Annotated in this window: 28 protein-coding genes; 22 read left to right on the forward strand and 6 right to left on the reverse strand. The window is 52.7% G+C overall.

Annotated elements, in window-relative coordinates:
* Positions 1-49 precede the first annotated feature (49 nt).
* The 5 genes from THS27_RS21275 to THS27_RS21295 are packed head-to-tail and all read right to left on the reverse strand — an operon-like array spanning position 50 to position 3,620.
* Positions 50-745 (reverse strand): hypothetical protein, encoded by a 696-nt coding sequence (locus THS27_RS21275; RefSeq protein ID WP_085594261.1) that lies wholly within the window; start codon positions 743-745, stop codon positions 50-52.
* A gap of 10 nt (positions 746-755) precedes the next feature.
* On the reverse strand, positions 756-1,592 hold the full coding sequence (locus THS27_RS21280; RefSeq protein ID WP_085594263.1) for a phosphoadenosine phosphosulfate reductase family protein: 837 nt from the start codon (positions 1,590-1,592) through the stop codon (positions 756-758).
* Positions 1,592-2,752 carry a CHC2 zinc finger domain-containing protein gene (locus THS27_RS21285; protein WP_085594265.1) on the reverse strand — a complete coding sequence of 387 codons (1,161 nt, stop codon included), beginning with the start codon at positions 2,750-2,752 and terminating at the stop codon, positions 1,592-1,594. Before THS27_RS21285 ends, THS27_RS21280 begins: the two co-directional genes overlap by 1 nt.
* The gene (locus THS27_RS21290; protein WP_085594267.1) at positions 2,749-3,237 is read right to left on the reverse strand and encodes a hypothetical protein; all 489 of its coding nucleotides are present in this window, start codon (positions 3,235-3,237) and stop codon (positions 2,749-2,751) included. Before THS27_RS21290 ends, THS27_RS21285 begins: the two co-directional genes overlap by 4 nt.
* Positions 3,237-3,620 (reverse strand): hypothetical protein, encoded by a 384-nt coding sequence (locus THS27_RS21295; RefSeq protein ID WP_085594268.1) that lies wholly within the window; start codon positions 3,618-3,620, stop codon positions 3,237-3,239. Before THS27_RS21295 ends, THS27_RS21290 begins: the two co-directional genes overlap by 1 nt.
* An 82-nt stretch (positions 3,621-3,702) precedes the next feature.
* Between THS27_RS21295 and THS27_RS21300 the strand changes: the two genes are divergently transcribed.
* Positions 3,703-3,891, forward strand: a complete 189-nt coding sequence (locus THS27_RS21300; protein ID WP_085594270.1) for a hypothetical protein — start codon at positions 3,703-3,705, stop codon at positions 3,889-3,891.
* Here THS27_RS21300 and THS27_RS26730 read toward each other — a convergent pair.
* Positions 3,863-4,078 (reverse strand): helix-turn-helix transcriptional regulator, encoded by a 216-nt coding sequence (locus tag THS27_RS26730; protein WP_139835695.1) that lies wholly within the window; start codon positions 4,076-4,078, stop codon positions 3,863-3,865. The two genes, THS27_RS21300 and THS27_RS26730, sit on opposite strands and share 29 nt — an antisense overlap.
* Positions 4,079-4,174: 96 nt before the next feature.
* Between THS27_RS26730 and THS27_RS21305 the strand changes: the two genes are divergently transcribed.
* From THS27_RS21305 to THS27_RS21405, 21 genes are all read left to right on the forward strand, one after another.
* Positions 4,175-4,957, forward strand: a complete 783-nt coding sequence (locus THS27_RS21305) for an XRE family transcriptional regulator (RefSeq protein WP_085594272.1) — start codon at positions 4,175-4,177, stop codon at positions 4,955-4,957.
* A gap of 101 nt (positions 4,958-5,058) precedes the next feature.
* The gene (locus tag THS27_RS21310; protein ID WP_085594274.1) at positions 5,059-5,376 is read left to right on the forward strand and encodes a helix-turn-helix transcriptional regulator; all 318 of its coding nucleotides are present in this window, start codon (positions 5,059-5,061) and stop codon (positions 5,374-5,376) included.
* A 16-nt stretch (positions 5,377-5,392) separates the two neighbouring features.
* On the forward strand, positions 5,393-6,178 hold the full coding sequence (locus THS27_RS21315; protein WP_168184964.1) for a phage antirepressor KilAC domain-containing protein: 786 nt from the start codon (positions 5,393-5,395) through the stop codon (positions 6,176-6,178).
* 74 nt (positions 6,179-6,252) lie between these two features.
* Positions 6,253-6,507, forward strand: coding sequence for a hypothetical protein (locus THS27_RS21320; protein WP_085594278.1), 255 nt, complete (start codon positions 6,253-6,255; stop codon positions 6,505-6,507).
* A complete protein-coding gene (locus THS27_RS21325) occupies positions 6,507-6,716 on the forward strand; it encodes a hypothetical protein (RefSeq protein WP_085594280.1) in 210 nt (69 codons plus the stop codon). The genes THS27_RS21320 and THS27_RS21325 overlap by 1 nt, the downstream gene beginning before the upstream one ends.
* Complete coding sequence (locus THS27_RS21330) at positions 6,713-6,994, forward strand: hypothetical protein (RefSeq protein WP_085594282.1); 282 nt, start codon at positions 6,713-6,715, stop codon at positions 6,992-6,994. The genes THS27_RS21325 and THS27_RS21330 overlap by 4 nt, the downstream gene beginning before the upstream one ends.
* A 35-nt stretch (positions 6,995-7,029) precedes the next feature.
* Positions 7,030-7,383 carry a hypothetical protein gene (locus THS27_RS21335; protein ID WP_085594284.1) on the forward strand — a complete coding sequence of 118 codons (354 nt, stop codon included), beginning with the start codon at positions 7,030-7,032 and terminating at the stop codon, positions 7,381-7,383.
* Between the two features lie 42 nt (positions 7,384-7,425).
* A complete protein-coding gene (locus THS27_RS21340; RefSeq protein ID WP_085594285.1) occupies positions 7,426-8,373 on the forward strand; it encodes a DUF2303 family protein in 948 nt (315 codons plus the stop codon).
* A gap of 224 nt (positions 8,374-8,597) precedes the next feature.
* Positions 8,598-9,023 carry a hypothetical protein gene (locus THS27_RS21345; RefSeq protein WP_139835696.1) on the forward strand — a complete coding sequence of 142 codons (426 nt, stop codon included), beginning with the start codon at positions 8,598-8,600 and terminating at the stop codon, positions 9,021-9,023.
* Positions 9,020-9,211: a hypothetical protein gene (locus THS27_RS21350; RefSeq protein ID WP_085594289.1), complete on the forward strand. Its 192-nt coding sequence runs from the start codon at positions 9,020-9,022 to the stop codon at positions 9,209-9,211. Before THS27_RS21345 ends, THS27_RS21350 begins: the two co-directional genes overlap by 4 nt.
* Before the next feature lie 106 nt (positions 9,212-9,317).
* Positions 9,318-10,013, forward strand: a complete 696-nt coding sequence (locus tag THS27_RS21355; protein ID WP_085594291.1) for a hypothetical protein — start codon at positions 9,318-9,320, stop codon at positions 10,011-10,013.
* Positions 10,010-10,240, forward strand: coding sequence for a hypothetical protein (locus tag THS27_RS21360; protein ID WP_085594292.1), 231 nt, complete (start codon positions 10,010-10,012; stop codon positions 10,238-10,240). Before THS27_RS21355 ends, THS27_RS21360 begins: the two co-directional genes overlap by 4 nt.
* 540 nt (positions 10,241-10,780) lie before the next feature.
* Positions 10,781-11,554 carry an ABC transporter ATP-binding protein gene (locus THS27_RS21365; protein ID WP_085594294.1) on the forward strand — a complete coding sequence of 258 codons (774 nt, stop codon included), beginning with the start codon at positions 10,781-10,783 and terminating at the stop codon, positions 11,552-11,554.
* 86 nt (positions 11,555-11,640) lie between these two features.
* Positions 11,641-12,438: a lysine/arginine/ornithine ABC transporter substrate-binding protein gene (locus tag THS27_RS21370; protein WP_085594296.1), complete on the forward strand. Its 798-nt coding sequence runs from the start codon at positions 11,641-11,643 to the stop codon at positions 12,436-12,438.
* Between the two features lie 90 nt (positions 12,439-12,528).
* Entirely contained in the window at positions 12,529-13,221 is a 693-nt protein-coding gene (locus tag THS27_RS21375; protein WP_085594298.1) for an ABC transporter permease, read from the forward strand.
* 2 nt (positions 13,222-13,223) lie between these two features.
* Positions 13,224-13,970, forward strand: a complete 747-nt coding sequence (locus THS27_RS21380) for an ABC transporter permease (RefSeq protein ID WP_085594300.1) — start codon at positions 13,224-13,226, stop codon at positions 13,968-13,970.
* A 73-nt stretch (positions 13,971-14,043) separates the two neighbouring features.
* Entirely contained in the window at positions 14,044-16,233 is a 2,190-nt protein-coding gene (locus THS27_RS21385) for a methyl-accepting chemotaxis protein (RefSeq protein WP_085594302.1), read from the forward strand.
* Between the two features lie 74 nt (positions 16,234-16,307).
* Positions 16,308-17,447 (forward strand): succinylglutamate desuccinylase/aspartoacylase family protein, encoded by a 1,140-nt coding sequence (locus THS27_RS21390; protein ID WP_085594304.1) that lies wholly within the window; start codon positions 16,308-16,310, stop codon positions 17,445-17,447.
* A 98-nt stretch (positions 17,448-17,545) separates the two neighbouring features.
* The gene (gene deoC, locus THS27_RS21395) at positions 17,546-18,379 is read left to right on the forward strand and encodes a deoxyribose-phosphate aldolase (protein WP_085594306.1); all 834 of its coding nucleotides are present in this window, start codon (positions 17,546-17,548) and stop codon (positions 18,377-18,379) included.
* Positions 18,380-18,457: 78 nt separating this feature from the next.
* Positions 18,458-19,678 (forward strand): phosphopentomutase, encoded by a 1,221-nt coding sequence (locus THS27_RS21400; RefSeq protein WP_085594308.1) that lies wholly within the window; start codon positions 18,458-18,460, stop codon positions 19,676-19,678.
* A 32-nt stretch (positions 19,679-19,710) separates the two neighbouring features.
* Positions 19,711-20,380, forward strand: a 670-nt coding sequence (locus THS27_RS21405) for a DsbA family oxidoreductase (protein WP_085594310.1), incomplete at its 3' end; no start/stop codon positions are given.

The following is a 20,380-nucleotide window of genomic DNA, read 5'->3' on the forward strand; positions in this document are numbered from 1 at the left end:
CATAAGCCCGCAACCCGCAATAAAGGTTGCGGGTTTTTCTTGCGTGCCATCATAACAACACCCCTTGCGGAACGGGGGCTGGCTTATCGCCAGAAACAGCCCCCCCGGCAAAGCGATCCACCGATGGTGCAAACATATCCACCGTGTCCATCCGGGGTTTTTCGATCACATCCAGCATCGTGTATGGCTGGGTCCAGTCACGCGACCAGCCAAACCACGCGCATTCCATCACCGGGTTTTTCTTGCCATTGAAATCAGGCCGCCAGGCCAGTTCGATTTTCCATTTTGGGGTATGACGCCGCCGCAAGGGCAAGCGGCTGCCCGCATGCTGCCAGGTGGATTTCAGCAACAGCCAGAATTCCGCCAAATGCAGGCGCATGGCATGTTCAACAAACAGGGCCGGGAAATTATTGGCAAAGGGCGGATTGGTGATGGCGGTATCGGCGCGGGGCCGGTATTCCGACAGGAAATTAACCCCGCCGGTGCCATAACCGCGATAAACAAGATCAGTGGCAATCACCTGACAGCCATGTGATTGCATCACGCGATCGGTAACACCATTACCACAACACGGGTCCCAAATCTTGCGCCCGTGCAAATGCGGAAAGCGGCGAAAAATCCCCTCGAAAACTTCAATTTCCGTCGGGTAAAAATCATCCTTGTGCCGTTCGGCGGAACCGCCCTTGGCAGACTTCCCGCCAACAAATGCCGCCCCGATGCTGGCTTTCTTTGTGCAATCAGACATCGCAGCCACCTTAATCCGTACACATGCAGGGCAGACCTTCATCAGCTTCAAAGCCGAAGTCTCCCTGATCTTGTGAAAGCTGTTTCATATCGGCATAGGAAAGGCGATCCGAACGGAATGTTGCTCCGGCTTCCTTTTCAGTATCGATCCACCAATCAGCGCTATTCGGGTCTAGTCGCATGATCGCCATGATGGTTCTTTGCCCCTTCATAAAGCAAAGGCGGCAATTTCCATGTGGCGTTGATCCGTTGATATTTGGCAAGCCAAGATCGAACGGTTGATACTGCCAAAAAGATGAAACATCCCGTTTTGTTATCCCTGCCTCTGCCATCGGTAGAACCGTTTCCCATGCGTCTTTGCTGGTTTCGTTTCGGCGGAGCGCGTTCGATACCCGATGACGCTCATCGGCGCGAAGACCCACCACCGAATTCCATTCCTTCAACCCAAGAACCTGCTTGCAATAACGTTCGATGGTTTTTACTTTTAATTCTGCGGTGCAAAGTCGCGTTACCGGGTTCGGCAAATACCGTCGTTTGCGAACCAGCGCCCGAAATGGCTCACCATTTCGACTTGCACTGTTATGGGAAACAACATCGAATGCAGTGCCAAATATCGCCTTGTCGCGCCATTCCAACCAGGTGATGTGGACGCCCCATCGGCTGGCGCATTCCTGAACGAAATCCAGTGTTTCATGATGTTCAAGGCCGGTATTGCAAAAAATTACTTTCGCTTCATCCGGCAGGGCTCCGCCATGCGCCTGAATGATCTCGTTCAGCATATAAGCCGATGACCGCCCGCCGCTAAAGCTGATTACAGCAGGGCCCTCGATGAAATAAAGGTTATCCATCACGCTACCCCCATCAAAAACGAATTAAAATCCGTCCCAACCGGCGACATGGAAACACGCCCCACAATGCCGGACTGATTGGCGCGGCGCGCGCCGCGTTCCAGTTTGGCGCGCAGCATGTGCATGTCTTTGGTATCACCATCGCCCAGCAGGATTTGTTCGCGGCATTCCGGGGGCAAAATCATGCCCGGGCGCGACATGTCGGGCACCACGCACGGCAGGCGCAGGCGGCCATTCAGCGGGTGCCGGTCGCCTTTGGCATCCATCAGGGCATCACCCACCAGGTTATCAAGTGAATAGCTGCACCACCCGGCATGGCCGGACGCCTGCATAGCCGAATAGGTGGTTTCCAGCCCCTCGCCCGTGACCATCGTGAAAGCCGGTTTTGACAGGCGCATGGCGGCTTTGTTCGGGTCCCCATAGACGCGCTTGGTATTCAGCTTTTTATCGCCCCGATCCGGGTCATCAATCACCTTGCGGCCCTTGGGCGCATCAAGGTCGATCCAGGTCACATGGCAGGCAGCAAAACGGCCATCGATATAGCGCATGACGGAAAGCAACGCCGGGCCAGACCAGATCAGTTCCGGCTTTTTCTGCCCCATTAACACCGCCCAATAACCCAAATCCGGGTGAAGGCGATGCACGCCATTATTGAGGAACAATTCGGGGTTAATGCCGCGCTTTTCAGCCAAATACCGTTCGCCCACCGACCCGGCCAGCCCCTCACCCGCCTGCCAGATTTTATAACCGCGCTTGCGCTTTTTATCGGTTTCGCTGGTACGGTCCTGTTCGGTCTGCTTGCTGGCAATGGTGGGTTTTGGCGGGCTGGCGGGTTTTTCCGCGCGCCCGACATATTCCGTAATGTCAACCCCGGCCTGATAAGCCAGATCGCGCACGCCCTCGATAAACGACACACCATAAACGGTGGTGTAATAGCCAATCGCATCCTTGTGCGCGCCGCAACCGAAACAGTGCGTAAAACCCTTGTCGGGCCGGACGGTAAAGGATGGTGTGCGTTCGGAATGAAACGGACACAAGCCGGCATATTCTCGGCCAGATTTGACCAGCTTGACGCCAGAGCGTTCAACCAGGTCAACCAGATCAGTGCGGGCATAGATATCGGCCAGTACATGATCCGGGATGCGCAGACAATGTTTCATGCCGCCCTAACCTGGGGCAATCCGCGCCCCGGATAATAACCGCGCACTTCAAGGATGCGCCGCAGCTTGCGGGCGTTCTTGATCGCGGATTTTTGGGTTTTAAGAACCAAATCTTCGTGCTGAATCACACGGGCAATCAGATCATCGGTCGCAAGGGCAAAGGCGGAGCCCTCGACCAGATCAAGCGCGCCATCTTCGATCATGTCGCGAAGCCAAATGATCAGCATTTGGAACGTCAACACAACCGGACGCCCTTCATAAGGGGCCAAAAGTTCGACACGCAAAGCCGTGACACGCCTTTGGAGTTTGGCACGCTTGGCAGGCTCTACCCCTTCAAAGGGCTCCTGAATGGCTTCCTTCACACGGTCAAGGCACTTGTCATCGTCGGCATTTTTGCCGCGCGCCAACAATACCCGCACCACTGGATCAAGCATTTCAGCAGGTAAGGCCAATTCAATACGGCGACGGTCTGACAGATAAGCCATCACGCCGCCACCCCGCACAACCGTGGTTTCGGCTCGATTGCCGCCGTCATGCGGTCTGCACATTCACGCAAAAGGGCGGCAATGGATTTGATCATGGCGCGCAAGCCAGCCCGTTCATTGGCAAGCCCGGTAATCGCCCCGGCATCATGCAGGCAGGCGGCGTAAACCTCGAAATACGGGCAGCCTGCCCCCGCCCGCGCCGCCGCGATATCGGCATCAAGCGCGGCTTGCAGGCTGATCACATCAGACCGCATCGGATTGGCGCACTGGCGCAGGCGGGAATAGAAAACACCGCAAACAGATGCCAGCACATCGCCACCCACGGCGTTAATCGCCGATGTGGTGGCGCTAGCGAAGCTATTTTCAGGCCGAATATAAGGCATGGCTATCAAACTCCCGGACAATGGGAGTTGCTGCACTCGCAGGTCAGAGTCATACTGACTACGCAGCAACGGAGCAAAAACGATGGATGAAAAACAACGCCGGTTAGAGGCCCTCAAAGAGGAGAGCCAAGATTTTAAGGAAGCCGTCGAAGCACTTCTCAATAGCAACGATCCAAGAGACAGGATCGAAGGTGAAAAAACCTTGATGCGGGCTGGCTGGACGAGAGGCGCGGACGGGCAGCTTAAGCCGCCTCGCTCTCTTCGCGACTAAAATCAAAAAAATCGTTGGGCGTTACTTCACCGCCGGTCACAGCAACAATTTTATGCATCACCTTCGGGGCCGGGACGCGAGCGCCATCCTCATAGCGGTAAATAGCTTGCGATGATGACTCAATCATCTTTGCAAACTCTTTCCGACTTCCGCCGCAGTTCTGCTGAATCCAGTGAGCTAACTTCATGATGCAAGAACGTTATATCCATTTTGGTGGAACGTCAACACCAAAAATCACCAAATTAGCGATAGACTTCCCCACCAATATAGAGAAAATTGGCACATGAAACACGCAAACCGCATAAAAGAAGTTCGAGAAGCGGCAGGAATGTCGCAATCTGAACTCGCCCGAAAACTTGGCACTACCAACCAGCAGATCAGCCGGTTGGAGCTGGGGCAACGCAGGTTGACTGTTAATTGGCTGATCAAAATAGCCGAGGCATTAAACACGACACCAAGTGCGATATACCAGGAAATGCCACCCGGTTCTATCCCGGTTGAACGGCTGATCCGCCCATTTGGTGAAGCCCTTGCAGAGCTTGAACAAGAAGAAGCCGAAGCAAAAAAAAGAGCAGAAGCAGAAGAAAAAAACTCACTAACTTACGATAAACATTCACCTTCTATACCCGAGATCGATATCCGAGCTGGTATGGGGGGCGGAGCTGAACCGATGGCGGCCTTCAAACCGAACAGCAACGGCGGCCACAACCTTACAGATGCGATCAAGGCAGAATGGCTGATCCCCAAAAGATACCTGATTACGGAACTACGCGTTGTTCCAAGAGACGCAAGAGTCATTGAAGTCCAGGGCGACAGCATGGAACCCACCCTACGAAGCGGCGATCGGGTTATTGTAAACACAGCAGACAAACAACCAAGCCCGCCCGGCGTTTTTGCCCTATGGGATGGTTTTGGTGTTGTTGTAAAACGCGTCGAAATGATCCCCAATTCCGAACCGGCAACCGTCCGCATCGTTTCCGACAATACGCATCATTCTGTGTATGAACGAACGATCGATGAAGTGAATATCATTGGTCGGATTGTCTGGTACGCCAGAAAGCTTTAACACCAAAACAGTTACACCAAAAAACTGTTTTGGTGATTTTTTGCATTGACATCCACCAATTTGGAGATAGTGTGAGTTAAATTCCCGAAAAGGAGAAACTCATGCAGTTAAAAAGCTGGCTCAAGGCAAATAATATCAAACAGCGCGATTTTGCTGTTTTGATCGGCACAACCGATTCACAAATATCACGCATTTGCTGCGGGCAAACGGTTGGTTCGCCCAAGATCATTCACCTAATTAACAAAGCAACGAATGGTCAGGTTTCGGCCTGCGACATTCACGCAGGCTATATGGAGGCTCACAAACCCGTTTGGGCGCGACAGGCCCAACACGCGACGCCGATAGAGAACCACCCAGAAGGCTCCCCCTCCCCAGAAATTCTAGAACTCGCGCAAGCTTTAGCGCGCGTGCTGGCTTGAGTAGGAGAACATGACAATGCCGACGCCCCTGCAAGCCTTCAACGACAATACCAAAGCAACACTGCTTTACAGCGGCAACACAATTCGCATTGATAACGACAAACTTAACCTGACAGACATGTGGCGGGCAGCAGGTGCGGACCAAGCCCGCAAACCAGCCAAATGGCTGGATCTTCCGTCATCGATGGAATTCATCGAATTTGTTGCCGATCTTCAAAAGGTCGGAATATCGGACCTTTTATTTTCAACCAAAGGCCGCAACGGCAGCACCCTCGCCCACTGGCAGATCGGTCTTGCTTATGCCAAGTACCTGTCGCCGGAATTCCATATGTGGTGCAACACCGTTGTTCGCAACAGGATGCAAGGCACCCCCGCCCCGGCGGCAAACGACCATCATCACCTTAATGACCCGAACGCGCTGCGTGGTCTGCTTTTAACCTACACCGGAAAGGTGTTGGAACTTGAAAGCAGGCTGGAACAGGCGCAGCCAAAACTTGACAGCTTTGAGCGCATTGCCCAGGCCGATGGCTCGATGTGCATTTCCGACGCCGCAAAGGCATTACAACTGCGCCCCAAGGATTTGTTTGACTGGCTGGCGCAAAATGGCTGGACCTACAAACGGCCTGGCACGGCGCACTGGCTGGGCTATCAGTCCAAAACCACATCCGGCCTGCTTGAACACAAGACAACGATGGTTTGGCGGTCCGACGGGTCGGAAAAGATTACCGAACAGGTTCGGATTACGGCCAAGGGCCTTACACGGCTGGCAACGCTTATAAAGCCAGCATTCCACACAGACTGACACTTTAGCTCATGACCGAACAGTGACGCAGCGACAACGGTACAACTGCGTCCAGATTCAAGGAAACACGCCAAATGTCTCTTTCATTCCAAAACGCACCTGCTATCGCGATGGATCGCGGCGCTGGCCACCTGATTGCCGATTTCGGGCACCCGCATTTTCCGGGCTGGCAGGCAATGATGTTGCTGCTTGCGCTGCTTATGGCGGCCTACAGCATCATGTCGCCGGGCGATAGTCTGATCCGGGCGCGTGCAAGCCGCGTCCCAACCCGCATTTCCCGCACCGTCGGTTCGCGCACCAATGGCCGCGATGGCAAGGGAGGTGCGTGATGGCTGGCATCATTACCACCAATGTCGATTGCGTCCCGGTGGTTCGGGTCAATCACGCAATGCCCGGCACCTATTCCATCAGCATCCTTTACGGCGAAACCCGCATCACGGTTGAACGTGCCGATGCGCAAAGCCTTGTCGATGCCCTCGCCAGCGCCCTTGCCTATATCGCCGAACATTCCCAGCCCGAAGAAAGGAAATCCGCATGAGTGCAGATGTTTTCACCTTCCCGGTGCGCGCAACAAACCCGCAGCCGCGGCTTATCCCGATCCGCAAAACCATCCCGGCGGCCTGCCTGCCCGCCGCAGGGTCCAGCGTGATGTTTTACCGCGACCACAAGCTTTGCGATGGACAGGTGATTGTCGCCCTGCCCAACGGACAAATTCTGGTCAAGCCGGATAACGGCAAGGAGGCCGGCTGGATCACACGGCGCGACCTTCACACCCATTCGATTTTTACACCGCCACCCGCACCGGGTGCGGCGTGAAACACCCACCACACAAACCAACCGGAACCCAGCCAATGGCCCAGCAAAATAACGGTGAAATTAACAATTTCAGTCAGCTTGTTTCGACCCTCGAAGATGGCGGTCTGAATGCCGATTTAACCAAACAGATCGGCGAAATTGTTGAAACCCTTAACAACCATGTTCTGTCTTTTGGCGGCAGCCCGTCTGCGAGCCTGAAACTGAAAATTGACGTCAAGCTTAAAGGCGGCGTCATACAAATCACCGCCAGTAACGACATCACCCTGCCCAAATCGCCGCGATCGCAATCGATCATGTGGAGCGATGGCAAAAACCAGCTTTGTCGTCAAAACCCCCGCCAGCGCGACATGTTCAGCGACGTAAACGCCGCCGAAACCCGTGCCGTTTAACCCCGGCCAACACCCCCAACCAAAACAGGAAAGACCGTAAAAATGGATACCGACACCCCAACACGCACGGAAATTGACGCCGCGCACGACCTGGTACGCCAATACAGCGATCACGCATGTATCGACATCCAGCATAACGGAACGCTGGCGCCTGCCATCGTCATGCCGGAAGGCCGCACCATCCAATCACTTAAAAAACTGATCGATGAATTCCGCCCCCACCCTGAACGGCGCACCGGCGATAGCGCGATGCTGGACCTGGACAGCTTTATTGACATTACCAACCGGTTCAAATCGCCTTTCAGCGCGGTATTCGCCGTTAACGAAGCCGGCACCGCCGGCGACCTTAAAATCACATCGGTGTTTGATTATCACGACCCGCAAACCGGTGATGACAGCCACGCCCGTTTTATGGGCCACAAGGCACATTACCGCTTTCCGCTTTCCGATGAATGGAAGGCGTGGCACGGCAAAAACGACGACTTGCTGGACCAAAGCGATTTTGCCGAATTTCTTGAAGATCACATTACCGAAGTCGCGGCACCCCCGGAAATCGGCCAAAAACCGGAATTGACCGACTTTGAAAAACACCTGGCCAACCTGATCGCATCGCTGCAATCGCGCATTTGCGGCCCGTCAAGCCTGATGGAATTGTCACGCGGCCTTGAAATCCGCACCGAAGAAAAGCTGGAAAGCACCCAGCGCCTGGCAACTGGTGAAATGTCCCTGACATTCAGCACCGAACACAAGGACAGCGCAGGCGGACAGTTGAAAGTGCCTGACCTGTTCGTGATCAACATCCCGGTTTTCAAGGGCGGCCCCAGCTATCTGATCCCGGTACGCCTGCGGTTCAAAAAATCCGGGCCGATGTTGAAATGGAAATTCATGCTCCATCGCAGTGAAATCGTACTGGACCACGCCTTTCGCGAAGCCGCCGAAAAGGTCCGCGAAAAAACCGAACTGCCTGTTTTCTACGGTCGGCACGAATAAACAGCCCTGCCCGGTCTACACGGCCGGGCACCGCCCCAGCAAAAACAAGGATTATCCCAATGCCCCCTATTGCAACCACCATTCAAACCCAATCCGGGCGACATGTCGAACTGATTGCCCCGTCAGCTTGCGACATTCGCTGGCATGATATCTGCCATGCACTGGCAAATATTTGCCGTTTTACCGGCCACACAAGGCGTTTCTATTCAGTAGCCGAACACAGTGTGCTTGTTGCGCTTCTGGTTAAAGAAACCCCTAAAGCCGTGCCCTACGCACTGATCCACGACGCCCACGAAGCATATATCAACGATCTGTCATTGCCGTTCAAACAAGTGATCAGGGAAATCAACCCCGACGCATGGAACAGCATCAAAGCCATTCAGGAAGGCTTTGACATTGCAATCCACGCTGCAGCGGGATTGACCTACCCGGCCCCGGACAAGATAGCGAAACTGGTTAAGCAGGCCGACCACACCGCGCTTTTGATCGAAAGCCGCGATTTAATGACCTATCTAGTGCACAACCCACAGAATATTTCCGTGCCAGCAAAAAAGATCAAAAACAGCCCTCCAGCCAATGCTGGATATACCCTCATGCAGCATTTTCAAATGTATCTTCCGCGCCTTGCCGACAGGGGAGCCGTAGCATGACCATCGACACCGAAAACATGCGCGGCGATGAAATGCTGTTGACCATTGAAATCAATGGTGCAGTCGCCCTTCGCAAGGCCCTTCGCGACCATGCAACGCATAGCAAAATGTTTGCTAACAGCCCGGATCAGGAAACGCTTTTGCGCCAGATTTGCAAGCGCGCAACCAATCAGGATGACGCGGCTTAGGCCGCCTCGTTCCGCAGGATGGCGGGCACCCGCTCCCCCGCTGGCGTGCATCCCCCACGCCGCCCGCCATCCTTCGCAACGTGAACAGCACCCAAAAGGCGAAACCATGACCAACACGTCAAAATGCGGGCTTTGCACCGCCAACATCTTTACCGATGCCGAACTGGCCTATCAGGACATTCAGGACCAGGCCACGATGCGCAATTATCCAAACATCATCGAACAGGCAATGAACATCGATGCCAATGCCTATATGCACGACCTTTTGGATGCGTTCGCCATTGAATGCGAATATGTCGGCGACGAACCGAAAACACTGCCATGGCTTGTAACGTCGTACAAGATGGCAAGCCTGAATCAGAACCATGCGGATTGCATGGCCGCGCGCGCGATCAGCTACATCGATCGCGAATGGTTACATCAGATCCAGTCACGCCCCGACACGATCTTACCGATGCATATCAAACGCATTGCGGACATTGCCAAAACCGCACTTAAAAAACTGTCAGACGACGCCTTCCCCGAGGAACTCAAGGCCGCCCACCAGATACAGGATTGCTATGCACACAGGCTGGCATTCACCGTTCAGCGCAATCCTGATACCGGCTGGATCAACATTGCATCCGCCTGCGATGTAACCGGAGCAATCCGCGACCAAAGCGCCCTGATTTCCCCGCGCCTGACCAAACACCACGCAAAACGTCTGACCAATGCGATCAACCGCTGTCTTGGCCTGCGACCGCTCGAAGCCAGCATGATTGTGACCAGTGCTGTATGGGCGCGCGAGGAAAAGGCGGCATGACCAAGGATAATTGGGATTTCCATATCCAGCGACCGATTCCCCCACCAGCCAATGGAAATATCAGCCTTGAACGATTGATCAAAGCCCGAACTATCGCCGCTCAAATCATCCTGCTACATGGCGATCAGTACGAACCGATTTTTGATCGCCTAGACCGTGAAATCACCGAACTTGAAAACACCAATAACAAACGAAACAGGCTTTTGAAATTCGCAGCGGGGCATTGACCCCGCTGTTTTATTTTGGGAGGGCGTCAAATGTCGATTCTTGGGATACAAAACGAGATACAAAACGGGATACATTCGGAAATACAGGGAACCATGAACCACTTGTAAGCATTTGTTTTTAAATGAAACACAGATCAACGCCCGCCCTTAACAAATCCCTGTCTCTCCGCCACACTCCCCGCCAAATCATTATATAAAACCCTGTCTTGGTTCCCGAATCTTTCGGCGGTAAAAGTGATCGCATTTTGATCAGCGATTCTTTTTGCATTAAATATGACCAGACAGTTTGTTGCGTAAAATCCCTTATATCCGCAGAATTTTTGCCAAAACCAGCAAAGCCAGGCGGCATATCGTGCGGGTTACATCATTTTCTTCATAGATATGTAAAAAATCAGTAGAAATACGGGGGCATCACGCGCCATTATTGGCAGGCAAGATGATATTCGGGGGAATCATTTTCCGGTGGCAATGCTACCTGGCTCCCCTTTTCAAACGTCACAACAAGACGGAAAATATAAACAGGGGGCTCTTTTTTACGTTATGAGCACAGCAACACCCGCCCTTAAAGTCGAAGGGATGCATAAAAGCTTTGGTGATCATGAGGTGCTTAAAGGCATTGATCTGACTGCCAATACCGGTGACGTGATTTCGATCATCGGTTCTTCCGGGTCTGGTAAAAGTACCTTCCTGCGTTGCATCAACCTTCTTGAAACGCCGAATTCCGGTCACGTTTACGTACATGGCGAACTGATTAAAATGCGTGGTCTGGCCGACGGCAGCCAGGAACCGGGCGATAAAAAGCAGCTGCAACGTATCCGTACCAAGCTGGCGATGGTGTTCCAGAGCTTTAATCTATGGAGCCATTTGACAATTCTCGAGAACGTTATCGAAGCACCTGTACATGTGCTGGGCGTTCCCAAAAAACAGGCAATCGAGCGCGCAGACGCCCTGCTGCACAAGGTTGGCATGTATGAACGCCGGGATTATTACCCCGGTCATATATCGGGCGGCCAGCAACAACGTGCTGCCATTGCGCGTGCACTGGCGATCGAGCCCGAAGTCATGCTGTTTGACGAACCGACATCGGCACTGGACCCGGAACTTGTCGGTGAAGTCTTGAAGGTCATGACCGATCTGGCCGAAGAAGGCCGGACCATGCTGGTGGTGACCCACGAAATGGGCTTTGCCAAAGGGGTATCCAATAAGGTGATGTTCCTGCATCAGGGGCTTGTCGAAGAATCCGGAAACCCGAAAGAGGTTTTCGAAAATCCAAAATCAGAACGCATGAAACAATTTCTTCAGCGCGATTACTGATCAAGGAGGTTCCGGTTAGCGGTGGCGGGCCGGAAAGGGAGGATGCAGCACAAGCTGCCTTCCCGTTACAACAAGGGAGACTATGAATGAAGAACTGGATCAAGGCTGCTGCGGTTGCAGCTGTCGGTATTGCATTTAGCGCATCTGTCGCCAGTGCAGCCTGGGAAAAAGTTGTTGTTGCAACTGAAGGCGCCTATCCTCCGTTTAACTTTGTCGACAAAGACGGAAAATTGCAGGGTTTTGATGTCGATTTCACCAAAGAGCTTTGCAAAACGGCCGGCGTTGAATGTGAAATCGTTGCACAGGACTGGGACGGGATCATTCCGGGCCTGCTGGCAAAAAAATATGATGCCATCATCGCTCAGATGTCGATCACGGACGAACGTAAACGTTCGATCGATTTCAGCAACTATTACTGCACCACGCCTGCAGTTTTTGTTGGCAAAGACGGCATGAAAATCGAAGCCTACAAAGACGGCAAGGTTGTCGAAGATGCGCTTGATGGCATGGTCATCGGCGTTCAGCGCTCGACCACCCATGCGAACTTCCTTGAAGATAACTTCCCGAATGCTGAAATCCGCATGTATGACACCCAGGACAACGCATTGCTTGATCTGACAGCAGGCCGTATTGATGCGACCCTGGCTGATTCGGGTGTTCTGCTTGAATGGGTCGATTCCGATGCGGGCAAAGGTTATAGCTTCGTTTCAGATACTTTTGCCCCGGTAGAATGGTTTGGCGAAGGTGCAGGTATTGGTCTGCGTAAAGAAGACCAGGACCTGAAGGAACTGTTTAACAAAGCGCTGGCTGAAATGCTGGCCAACGGTTCTTATGAAAAGCTGAACAAGAAATATTTCGAAACCATCAACCTGCATCCGCGGTAATCGGTTAGGAAACAGAGGGCGACACCATGGTGTCGCCCTTCCCTTATTGTCGGGCCGCTATAACCGACATCAAGGCATGCGGGAGAGATCATGTTTGATTTATATGGCCGCGGCTGGCAAATGCTTGATGGTGGACTTGTCACCATTCAACTATGCCTAACCGTGCTGCCCTTTATGATTATTATTGGCCTGCTGGGGGCATCGGCAAAACTGTCGCGTTTTAAAGCCCTGCGCGTCATTGGGGAAAGTTATACGGTTATTATCCGTGGTATTCCCGAACTTCTGGTTATTTTACTTATCTATTTTGGGGGCACCATTGCGGTTCAAAACATTGCCGAAATGATCAGCGGAGCTGAAACCCGTGTTGATATTCCGGCGCTCTGGTCCGGTGTTGCCGCCCTTGCCCTGGTTCAGGGGGCTTTTGCATCCGAAGTGTTTCGCGCAGCCATGCTGGCCATTCCCAAAGGCCAGATTGAGGCTGCCATTGCCACCGGGATGACACCGGTACAAATTTTCCATCGTATCAAATTGCCCCAGCTTTGGCGCTTTGCCTTGCCGGGCCTCAACAATCTGTTTCAGGTTCTGATCAAGGATACTGCCCTGATTTCAGTCGTGGGTGTTGAAGAAATTTTACGCAAGGCCGCTGTTGGTGCCGGGACGGAAAAGGCACCGTTTACCTTCTATCTGGTTGCCATGTTAATGTTTCTGGCATTCACCACGGTCTCGCTTATCGCGTTTAACCGTCTTGAAAAGCGGGCTTCCCGCGGCATTGCGAGGGCATAGTCATGTTTGAAGATCTGATTTATGTTCTGGGCAAATACCACGGCTGGTTATTTGACGGGTTACTGCTGACACTGCAATTGCTGGTCATTGCTGTCATTTTTGGAAGCTTGCTTGCCGTTCCCCTGGCAATCGCCCGGACGTCAAAAAAACTGTGGGTGCAGGCCGTCCCATTCGGTTTCATTTATCTGTTTCGTGGTACGCCGCTTATCGCACAGCTATTTATGATGTATTACGGCGTGGGCCAGCTGATTGCCAATATTGATGGCATTCAGGATAGCTGGACGTGGGAATATCTCCGTGATCCGTACTGGTATTGCCTGTTAACCTTTATTCTTAATACAGCGGCATATGTTGCTGAAATCATGCGGGGCGGTATCAATAACGTGCCGAGCGGCGAGGTTGAAGCAGCCCGTGCCTGCGGTATGACACCGACAACCACCTATCGCCGGATCATTTTTCCACGTATGTGGCAAATTATTTGGCCTGCCTACACCAACGATGTCATTTTCACACTTAAGGCAACATCGCTGGCATCAACCGTAACGATGATGGAACTGACCGGTGCAGCACGTAAAATTGTTGCCCGTACCGCCCTGCCCTATGAGGCATTTATTTCCGCTGGCGTTATTTACCTGATCATTGTTTACGTGCTGACATTTGGTTTCAAAGGCGTGGAAAAATACCTTCGCCGTAATGAATTTCGCCAGGCCGACAAAAAACCGAACGTCGAAACTGGCGTTCAGGCCTGACACAAACCTGTTTCCACATCGACGGCGACCGGTGCCTTACCCACCGGTCGCATTTTAAAGGTTTCCGACGATCATGACCCGTTCATCCGTCGCTGGAGCGTCTGCACGCCCGCGTAAAAACATGCGACTGGCTGTTAAGCTGCCTTTGCTTGTTGCGATTAGTTCGCTGATATCCATTCTGGTTCTTGGGGCTGCTGACTACTGGCTGGCATCCAACGATATCCGCAGCCTTTCGGCCGACAAGCTCACCGCGTTGCTCGATGCCCGCACATCAACCCTGAACCGGTTGTTCCGTGTTGAAAACCAATCAGTTGAAAGGCTTGCAAACAGCCTGCAAATCAAGGAAGCCAACGACAGTTTTGCGTCAGGATGGGCATTGGAAGGTGACAGTCGGGTTGCGAACCTGCGACGGTTGTTCATTGATGAAAACCCAAACCCAGCGGATCAACGCGCTGAACTGACCAAGCCGGAAGAACGCACCCCCTATACCCGCTATCATAATCGTTTTCATGTTGATTTGCGCGGCATAGCAACCGAACGTCAATATCGGTCCCTGATGCTGGTATCGTTAACCGGCGATGTTATTTACACCGTCAATAAGCGCGATGAATTTGGCCGTAATATTAACGATACCGACTTTCCGTATCCTGGTTTGTCAGGGTTGTTAAAAGGTGTCATGGCTGATCCGGCCAATACACCGGTCACCTATGGTGATTTTCTGCGCAATGTCCCGGGCTTGATTTCGCGGTTCATTGTATCGCCGATTATCGCCGATAAGGGTGATGTGCGCGGGTATCTGGTGGTCGAGGAACCGGTTTCCGAAATTAATGATGTAACAGCCGATCCCGCCGGTCTTGGCAATACCGGATCGATTTATCTGGTCGGGCCGGACCGTTTGCTTCGCACTGTTGACCGGCAGATGGATGACGTCCGTGATGCCAGCCAGGCTGTCTTGACTGTTTCCCATGATACGGCCCCCGTTGGCGCGGCCCTTGGCGGCGCAACCGGCGTCATGACCTATCGCGATGAAAACAACATTGAAAAAGTTGCGGCCTATCAACCCATTGAATATGGCGGGTCCACATGGGCCATGATAGCCGAAGCACGGGTAAGCGAAATCATGGCCCCTGTCGCTGATTTACGTAATTCAATGATCCTGCGTGCCATTGCCATTCTGGTGGTGATTGGTCTTGTCGGGCAATTTATTGTCCATCGGGTGATCCGTCAGCTTGATGACGTCCGCGCTACCATGGTCCGGTTGGCGGATGATGACCTCTCGGCTGAAATTCCCTCGACTGAACGAACCGACGAAATTGGCGAATTTGCCCGTGCCCTGGCCGTGTTTAAACGCAACATCCAGGAACGCCGGAACATGCGGTATAAGGAAGAAGAAAAAAAGGCCGAACAACTTGAACATAGCCAGCGCCTTCAATCGCTTACCGAAAAATTCGAAAGTGAAATTACCAATATCCTGACCACATTAAACGCATCAATGGGCCATCTGGACCATGCTGGCCAGTCTATGATGTCTGCCGCTGAAAAAACCCGCTCGCTCGGCACGGATGCCCTGGGTCATTCGCAAAATGCCGCCAATGATGTAACGACTGTTTCCACAGCCACAACCGAACTTTCGTCATCAATTGATGAAATTGGCCGAAGCTCGTCAACCGCACTGGGTAAATCACAGGCCGCCGTAACCGAGGCAGAAGCTGCAAACGCCAAAATTCTTGACCTTGATCAGTCAGTAAGCAAAATCGGCGAAATTGTTGCCATGATTAGCGGCATAGCCGAGCAAACAAATTTGCTGGCGTTAAATGCAACGATTGAAGCAGCCCGTGCGGGGGATGCTGGCAAGGGGTTTGCTGTGGTAGCCGGTGAGGTTAAAAACCTGTCATCGCAAACTGCCAAAGCAACCGAGGAAATCAGCAAACAGATTGGCGAGGTTCAGGTTGAAACGGCAGAAGCCGTTAAGGCCATTGAAACCATAACCCGCACGATTGGCGAATTAAGCATTCTGACCGGCAGTATTTCGGCATCGATCGAACAACAGGGCAGCGCCACAGCCGAAATATCGCAAAGCGCGACGTCGGCGGCACACGGAACGCAATCAGTGATCGCATCCATAGACGGTGTGGCACGCGCATCGGAGGAATCAGACATGGCATCACGTGAAGTTACACGTGTTTCTGGCGAGTTAAATCAGCAGGGTATATTACTTAAGTCAGCCGTTGATGGGTTCTTGTCCGGTGTCCGGCGCGACTGATCCCATATCTGATATCTGTATATTTTAACATGTCGGCGCCACCAACGACCGACCCCATAACCAAAAGGTATGAAATGCAGCACCAGCGCATTGAACTTCTTCGTCCCCAAATGGGTACCAGCCGTGCCCTGACCGTTCGTACCTATGGTACTGTGGGCAAAGGCCCCAAAGCCTATTTTCAGGCGGCCCTGCACGCCGATGAATTGCCCGGTGTCCTGGTACTACATCACCTTGAAAAATTGCTCGCCGATGCCGAAGCCAAGGGCGAGATTACTGGTGAAATAGTGGTTGTACCGTTTGCCAACCCCATCGGCTTTACCCAATATGTGGATATGAAGCCATTGGGCCGGTTTGACATGCGAACCGGACAAAACTTTAACCGCCATTACCCCGATTTGTGCGACGAACTGATTGTCGCGGTAAAAGGTAAGCTGGGGCAAGACCCCGGTGCCAATGTTGCCGTTATCCGTGCTGAATTGCGCCGCCTGATCAAGGAACGTCGTGCGTCGTCTGGTCCTATGACTGATTTGCAGGATCTGCGTTTTACGTTGGCCGAACTGGCAATTGATGCGGACCTGGTCATGGACCTGCATTGCGACTGGGAAGCCGCCATGCATCTTTATACCAGTGATTCCAGTTGGCCCGATGCTGCCGATTTGAATGCACAGCTTGGTGCCGGGGCCTGCCTGATCGCAGAAGAATCCGGTGATAATCCGTTTGATGAAGCTTTCAGCCTGCCATGGGTCGTGATGCGCCGTGAATATGGCGAACAATTCCCCATTCCCATGGCAACTTTGGCAACCACCATTGAATTGCGCGGCGAACAGGATGTGTATGACCATTATGCTGCCGAAGACGCAGCTAACCTGTTTTGCTTTCTGCAACGCCGTGGCGTCATTGCCGGTGATCCCGGCCCGCTGCCGGTTGCCAAATGCGATGCAACCCCCCTGGCAGGTGTGGACCGTGTAACGGCAACCCATGGCGGTATGATCGTATTTTCAGTAGAACCGGGCGGTATGGTAAAGGCCGGCCAGGAACTGGGATATGTGCTGGATACCGAAACAGGTGACAAAACACCATTTAGCAGCCGCACCGACGGTTTCATGTATGCGCGTGTCGGCGGGCGGTTGGTAGTGCCTGGCGGCCTGTTATGCTCGGTCGCAGGACCAAAAGTATTGCCCGGGAAAACCGGCAATCTGTTAACCGCGCGTTGACGGCTGCGGGCTGAAGCGATAGCTAGAATATCCTGTTTGCAGGGTCCGGGCGGTTGTTCGGACCCTGCCTGTTTACGGCATATCAAAGGGCAATCATAATGTTCGACATCAAAAAAATATCGGAAACGATTGAAGAATCGCAAAAACGAGTTTTGGTAAACGAAGCAACGGCAAAGCGCGCCATTTCGGTTCTGGATCTGACCAGCCTAAATGATGATGATACGAACGAAACCATCGAAGCACTATGTGCCAAGGCGCAAACCCCGGCAGGCAATACGGCAGCAGTCTGTGTTTACGCGCCATTTGTTGAAACTTGGTGGAAAGCATTGGGCCAAAGCGGGATAAAAACCGCAACTGTGGTTAATTTCCCTGAAGGCGGGCAAAATGCGCAGCGTGTTGCGGACGAAACCGCCAATGCCGTTGCCGCAGGTGCCGATGAAATTGATGTTGTTTTGCCCTATCGTTCCTTTTTGGCCGGGAATATTGATAGTGCCGCCGAAGTAATTGTCGCCACCCGCCAGGCCTGTGGGCCGTTCATGACGTTAAAAGTTATTCTTGAAAGCGGCGAATTCCCTGACGCGCAAACAATTTATGACGCCGCCCGTCTGGCAATTTCAAATGGAGCCAATTTCATTAAAACCTCAACCGGGAAAGTTCCGACCGGGGCGACACCCCAAGCCGCTGTTGCCATGATCACCGCCATTCGTGATGCAAAAGCAGAGCAAGGCCTGGAATGCGGGTTCAAAGCATCGGGAGGTGTCAGAACAGCGAAGGACGCAGGTTTGTATCTGGCCATTGCCGACCATATTATGGGGCCGGATTGGGCAACACCAGCGACGTTCCGTTTTGGGGCAAGCAGTGTTTTAAACGATCTTTTGGCAGTTTGCGGTGTAAATAGCGACCGGCAACCGGCAAATGCTGGCAACTATTAAACCTGATACCTATCTGTGACGCAACCATATGTGTTTTGTACATATATGGACGATGAGAATACCAGGAAAGGATTTTCCATGGCACGCGCCATTTTAATTGTTGCTGACAGCTTTGGTATCGGGGCGGCTCCGGATGCCAGTAAATTTGGCGATGTAGGTTCGGATACGCTCGGCCATATTTCCGAATTATGTGCAAAAGGCATGGCCGATACCGGGTTTCGCAAAGGTAAACTGCGTGTGCCAAACATGACAGCCCTTGGCCTTGGCGAAGCGGCGCGTGATGTTACCGGGCAAATCCCGCCCGGGCTGGAACATGGCGGTGCCATTATCGGAGCTTACGGTTTTGCGCGCGAAATTTCGCGCGGCAAGGATACTCCAAGTGGTCATTGGGAGATAGCCGGTGTTCCCGTGGATTTTGACTGGGGTTATTTTCCTAACGAAGTGCCAACTTTTCCTGCTGAGCTAACCGATGAATTGATCAAACGGACCAAAATTCCCGGTATTTTGGGCAATTGCCATGCCTCGGGGACCGACATTATTGCCAAACTGGGCGAAGAACATATCCGCACAGGTATGCCGATTTGTTACACATCCGCTGATAGTGTTTTTCAAATTGCCGCTCACGAAGACCATTTTGGTCTGGACCGTTTGATGGAGGTTTGTGAAACCGCTTTCACTTTGGTTGAACCCTATAACATTGGCCGGGTCATTTCCCGCCCGTTTGTTGGTACAGGCCCGGCAGATTTCAAACGGACAGCAAACCGCCGGGATCTGGCCGTGCCACCACCCCGCCCCACCCTGCTTGATGTCTTTAGCGACGCAGGGGGAAAAGTGATTTCGGTGGGTAAAATTGCCGATATCTATGCCCAGCGCGGGATCAGCAAAAAAGTTAAAGCCGCAGGAAACATGGCGTTATTTGATGCCATGATGACAGAAATTGATCTGGCCCCGGATAACAGCCTGGTTTTTACCAACCTGGTGGATTTTGACATGGAATTTGGCCATCGGCGTGATGTGCCTGGCTATGCCAATGCGTTAGAAGAATTTGATTCCCGCCTGCCCGAACTGCGTGCCGCCCTGAAACCCGGTGATCTGGTAATTATTACTGCCGACCACGGATGCGACCCGTCATGGCGGGGAAATGACCATACCCGCGAAGTGGTGCCGATACTGGCATTTGGCCCGGCAATTGCCCCCGGGCCCATTGGTGCGCGCGACACCTTTGCCGATATTGGCCAGACTGTTGCCGAACATTTGGGAATCACCATTGCGACGGGTACGTCGTTTTTACACGGTTAAGATCAATAACCACGGACAAGGGAGATGACACCATGCAGCTTTCCGCCCTGCGCGTTGAAGCCATCGTCGATACGGTTTGTCCGTGGTGTTATATTGGCAAAAAACGCTTGGAAAAAGCTCTTCAAACCGAGGATCTAGGCGGTTTTTCCATTGAATGGCGCCCCTTTTTACTTAACCCGGATATGCCCCAGGGCGGGGTGGACCGTAAATGGTATCTTTCCACCAAATTTGGCGGCATCGAAAGTGCCAACCGTGTTTATAAGTCAATCGCGGCGGCCGGTGCCAGCGTTGGCATTAACTTTAACTTTGATGCAATCGCAGTAACCCCGGATTCAACATTATCGCATCGCCTGATTTACAAAATGTGCGCCGAACGCCCGGATGTTGGCAATGCACTGGTCGAAGACCTTTTTGCCGCCTATTTTTTGCACGGTCGCGATATTGGCAACCCCGAAGTACTGGTCGATATTGCCACTCGCCACGGGGCTGATCGCAGCGAAATTATAGATTATCTTCACAGTGACATGGACTACGAATTTGTTGTTCAGGAAAGCCGCCTTGCCCATCAGCTAGGTGTGAGTGGCGTACCATGTTTTCTGTTTAACGGCCGTCATGCCCTGTCAGGGGCACAAGAGCCCGGTATTTTACAACGCATGATCCGCCTTGCCCGCCAGGAAGACACGCTAGATTCTAGAACCAAGT

This window comes from Thalassospira sp. MCCC 1A01428 (genome assembly GCF_002115825.1).
In the GTDB taxonomy this organism is placed as follows: Bacteria; Pseudomonadota; Alphaproteobacteria; order Rhodospirillales; family Thalassospiraceae; genus Thalassospira.

Coding starts and splice junctions, on each gene's coding strand:
- THS27_RS21280 (WP_085594263.1), bottom strand. CDS start 1,592: ATGGATAACCTTTATTTCATCGAGGGCCCTGCTGTAATCAGCTTTAGC.
- THS27_RS21320 (WP_085594278.1), top strand. CDS start 6,253: ATGTCTCTTTCATTCCAAAACGCACCTGCTATCGCGATGGATCGCGGC.
- THS27_RS21390 (WP_085594304.1), top strand. CDS start 16,308: ATGCAGCACCAGCGCATTGAACTTCTTCGTCCCCAAATGGGTACCAGC.
- THS27_RS21275 (WP_085594261.1), bottom strand. CDS start 745: ATGTCTGATTGCACAAAGAAAGCCAGCATCGGGGCGGCATTTGTTGGC.
- THS27_RS21355 (WP_085594291.1), top strand. CDS start 9,318: ATGACCAACACGTCAAAATGCGGGCTTTGCACCGCCAACATCTTTACC.
- THS27_RS21335 (WP_085594284.1), top strand. CDS start 7,030: ATGGCCCAGCAAAATAACGGTGAAATTAACAATTTCAGTCAGCTTGTT.
- THS27_RS21350 (WP_085594289.1), top strand. CDS start 9,020: ATGACCATCGACACCGAAAACATGCGCGGCGATGAAATGCTGTTGACC.
- THS27_RS21370 (WP_085594296.1), top strand. CDS start 11,641: ATGAAGAACTGGATCAAGGCTGCTGCGGTTGCAGCTGTCGGTATTGCA.
- THS27_RS21340 (WP_085594285.1), top strand. CDS start 7,426: ATGGATACCGACACCCCAACACGCACGGAAATTGACGCCGCGCACGAC.
- THS27_RS26730 (WP_139835695.1), bottom strand. CDS start 4,078: ATGAAGTTAGCTCACTGGATTCAGCAGAACTGCGGCGGAAGTCGGAAA.
- deoC (WP_085594306.1), top strand. CDS start 17,546: ATGTTCGACATCAAAAAAATATCGGAAACGATTGAAGAATCGCAAAAA.
- THS27_RS21290 (WP_085594267.1), bottom strand. CDS start 3,237: ATGGCTTATCTGTCAGACCGTCGCCGTATTGAATTGGCCTTACCTGCT.
- THS27_RS21385 (WP_085594302.1), top strand. CDS start 14,044: ATGACCCGTTCATCCGTCGCTGGAGCGTCTGCACGCCCGCGTAAAAAC.
- THS27_RS21380 (WP_085594300.1), top strand. CDS start 13,224: ATGTTTGAAGATCTGATTTATGTTCTGGGCAAATACCACGGCTGGTTA.
- THS27_RS21305 (WP_085594272.1), top strand. CDS start 4,175: ATGAAACACGCAAACCGCATAAAAGAAGTTCGAGAAGCGGCAGGAATG.
- THS27_RS21400 (WP_085594308.1), top strand. CDS start 18,458: ATGGCACGCGCCATTTTAATTGTTGCTGACAGCTTTGGTATCGGGGCG.
- THS27_RS21375 (WP_085594298.1), top strand. CDS start 12,529: ATGTTTGATTTATATGGCCGCGGCTGGCAAATGCTTGATGGTGGACTT.
- THS27_RS21330 (WP_085594282.1), top strand. CDS start 6,713: ATGAGTGCAGATGTTTTCACCTTCCCGGTGCGCGCAACAAACCCGCAG.
- THS27_RS21315 (WP_168184964.1), top strand. CDS start 5,393: ATGCCGACGCCCCTGCAAGCCTTCAACGACAATACCAAAGCAACACTG.
- THS27_RS21360 (WP_085594292.1), top strand. CDS start 10,010: ATGACCAAGGATAATTGGGATTTCCATATCCAGCGACCGATTCCCCCA.
- THS27_RS21325 (WP_085594280.1), top strand. CDS start 6,507: ATGGCTGGCATCATTACCACCAATGTCGATTGCGTCCCGGTGGTTCGG.
- THS27_RS21295 (WP_085594268.1), bottom strand. CDS start 3,620: ATGCCTTATATTCGGCCTGAAAATAGCTTCGCTAGCGCCACCACATCG.
- THS27_RS21365 (WP_085594294.1), top strand. CDS start 10,781: ATGAGCACAGCAACACCCGCCCTTAAAGTCGAAGGGATGCATAAAAGC.
- THS27_RS21285 (WP_085594265.1), bottom strand. CDS start 2,752: ATGAAACATTGTCTGCGCATCCCGGATCATGTACTGGCCGATATCTAT.
- THS27_RS21310 (WP_085594274.1), top strand. CDS start 5,059: ATGCAGTTAAAAAGCTGGCTCAAGGCAAATAATATCAAACAGCGCGAT.
- THS27_RS21300 (WP_085594270.1), top strand. CDS start 3,703: ATGGATGAAAAACAACGCCGGTTAGAGGCCCTCAAAGAGGAGAGCCAA.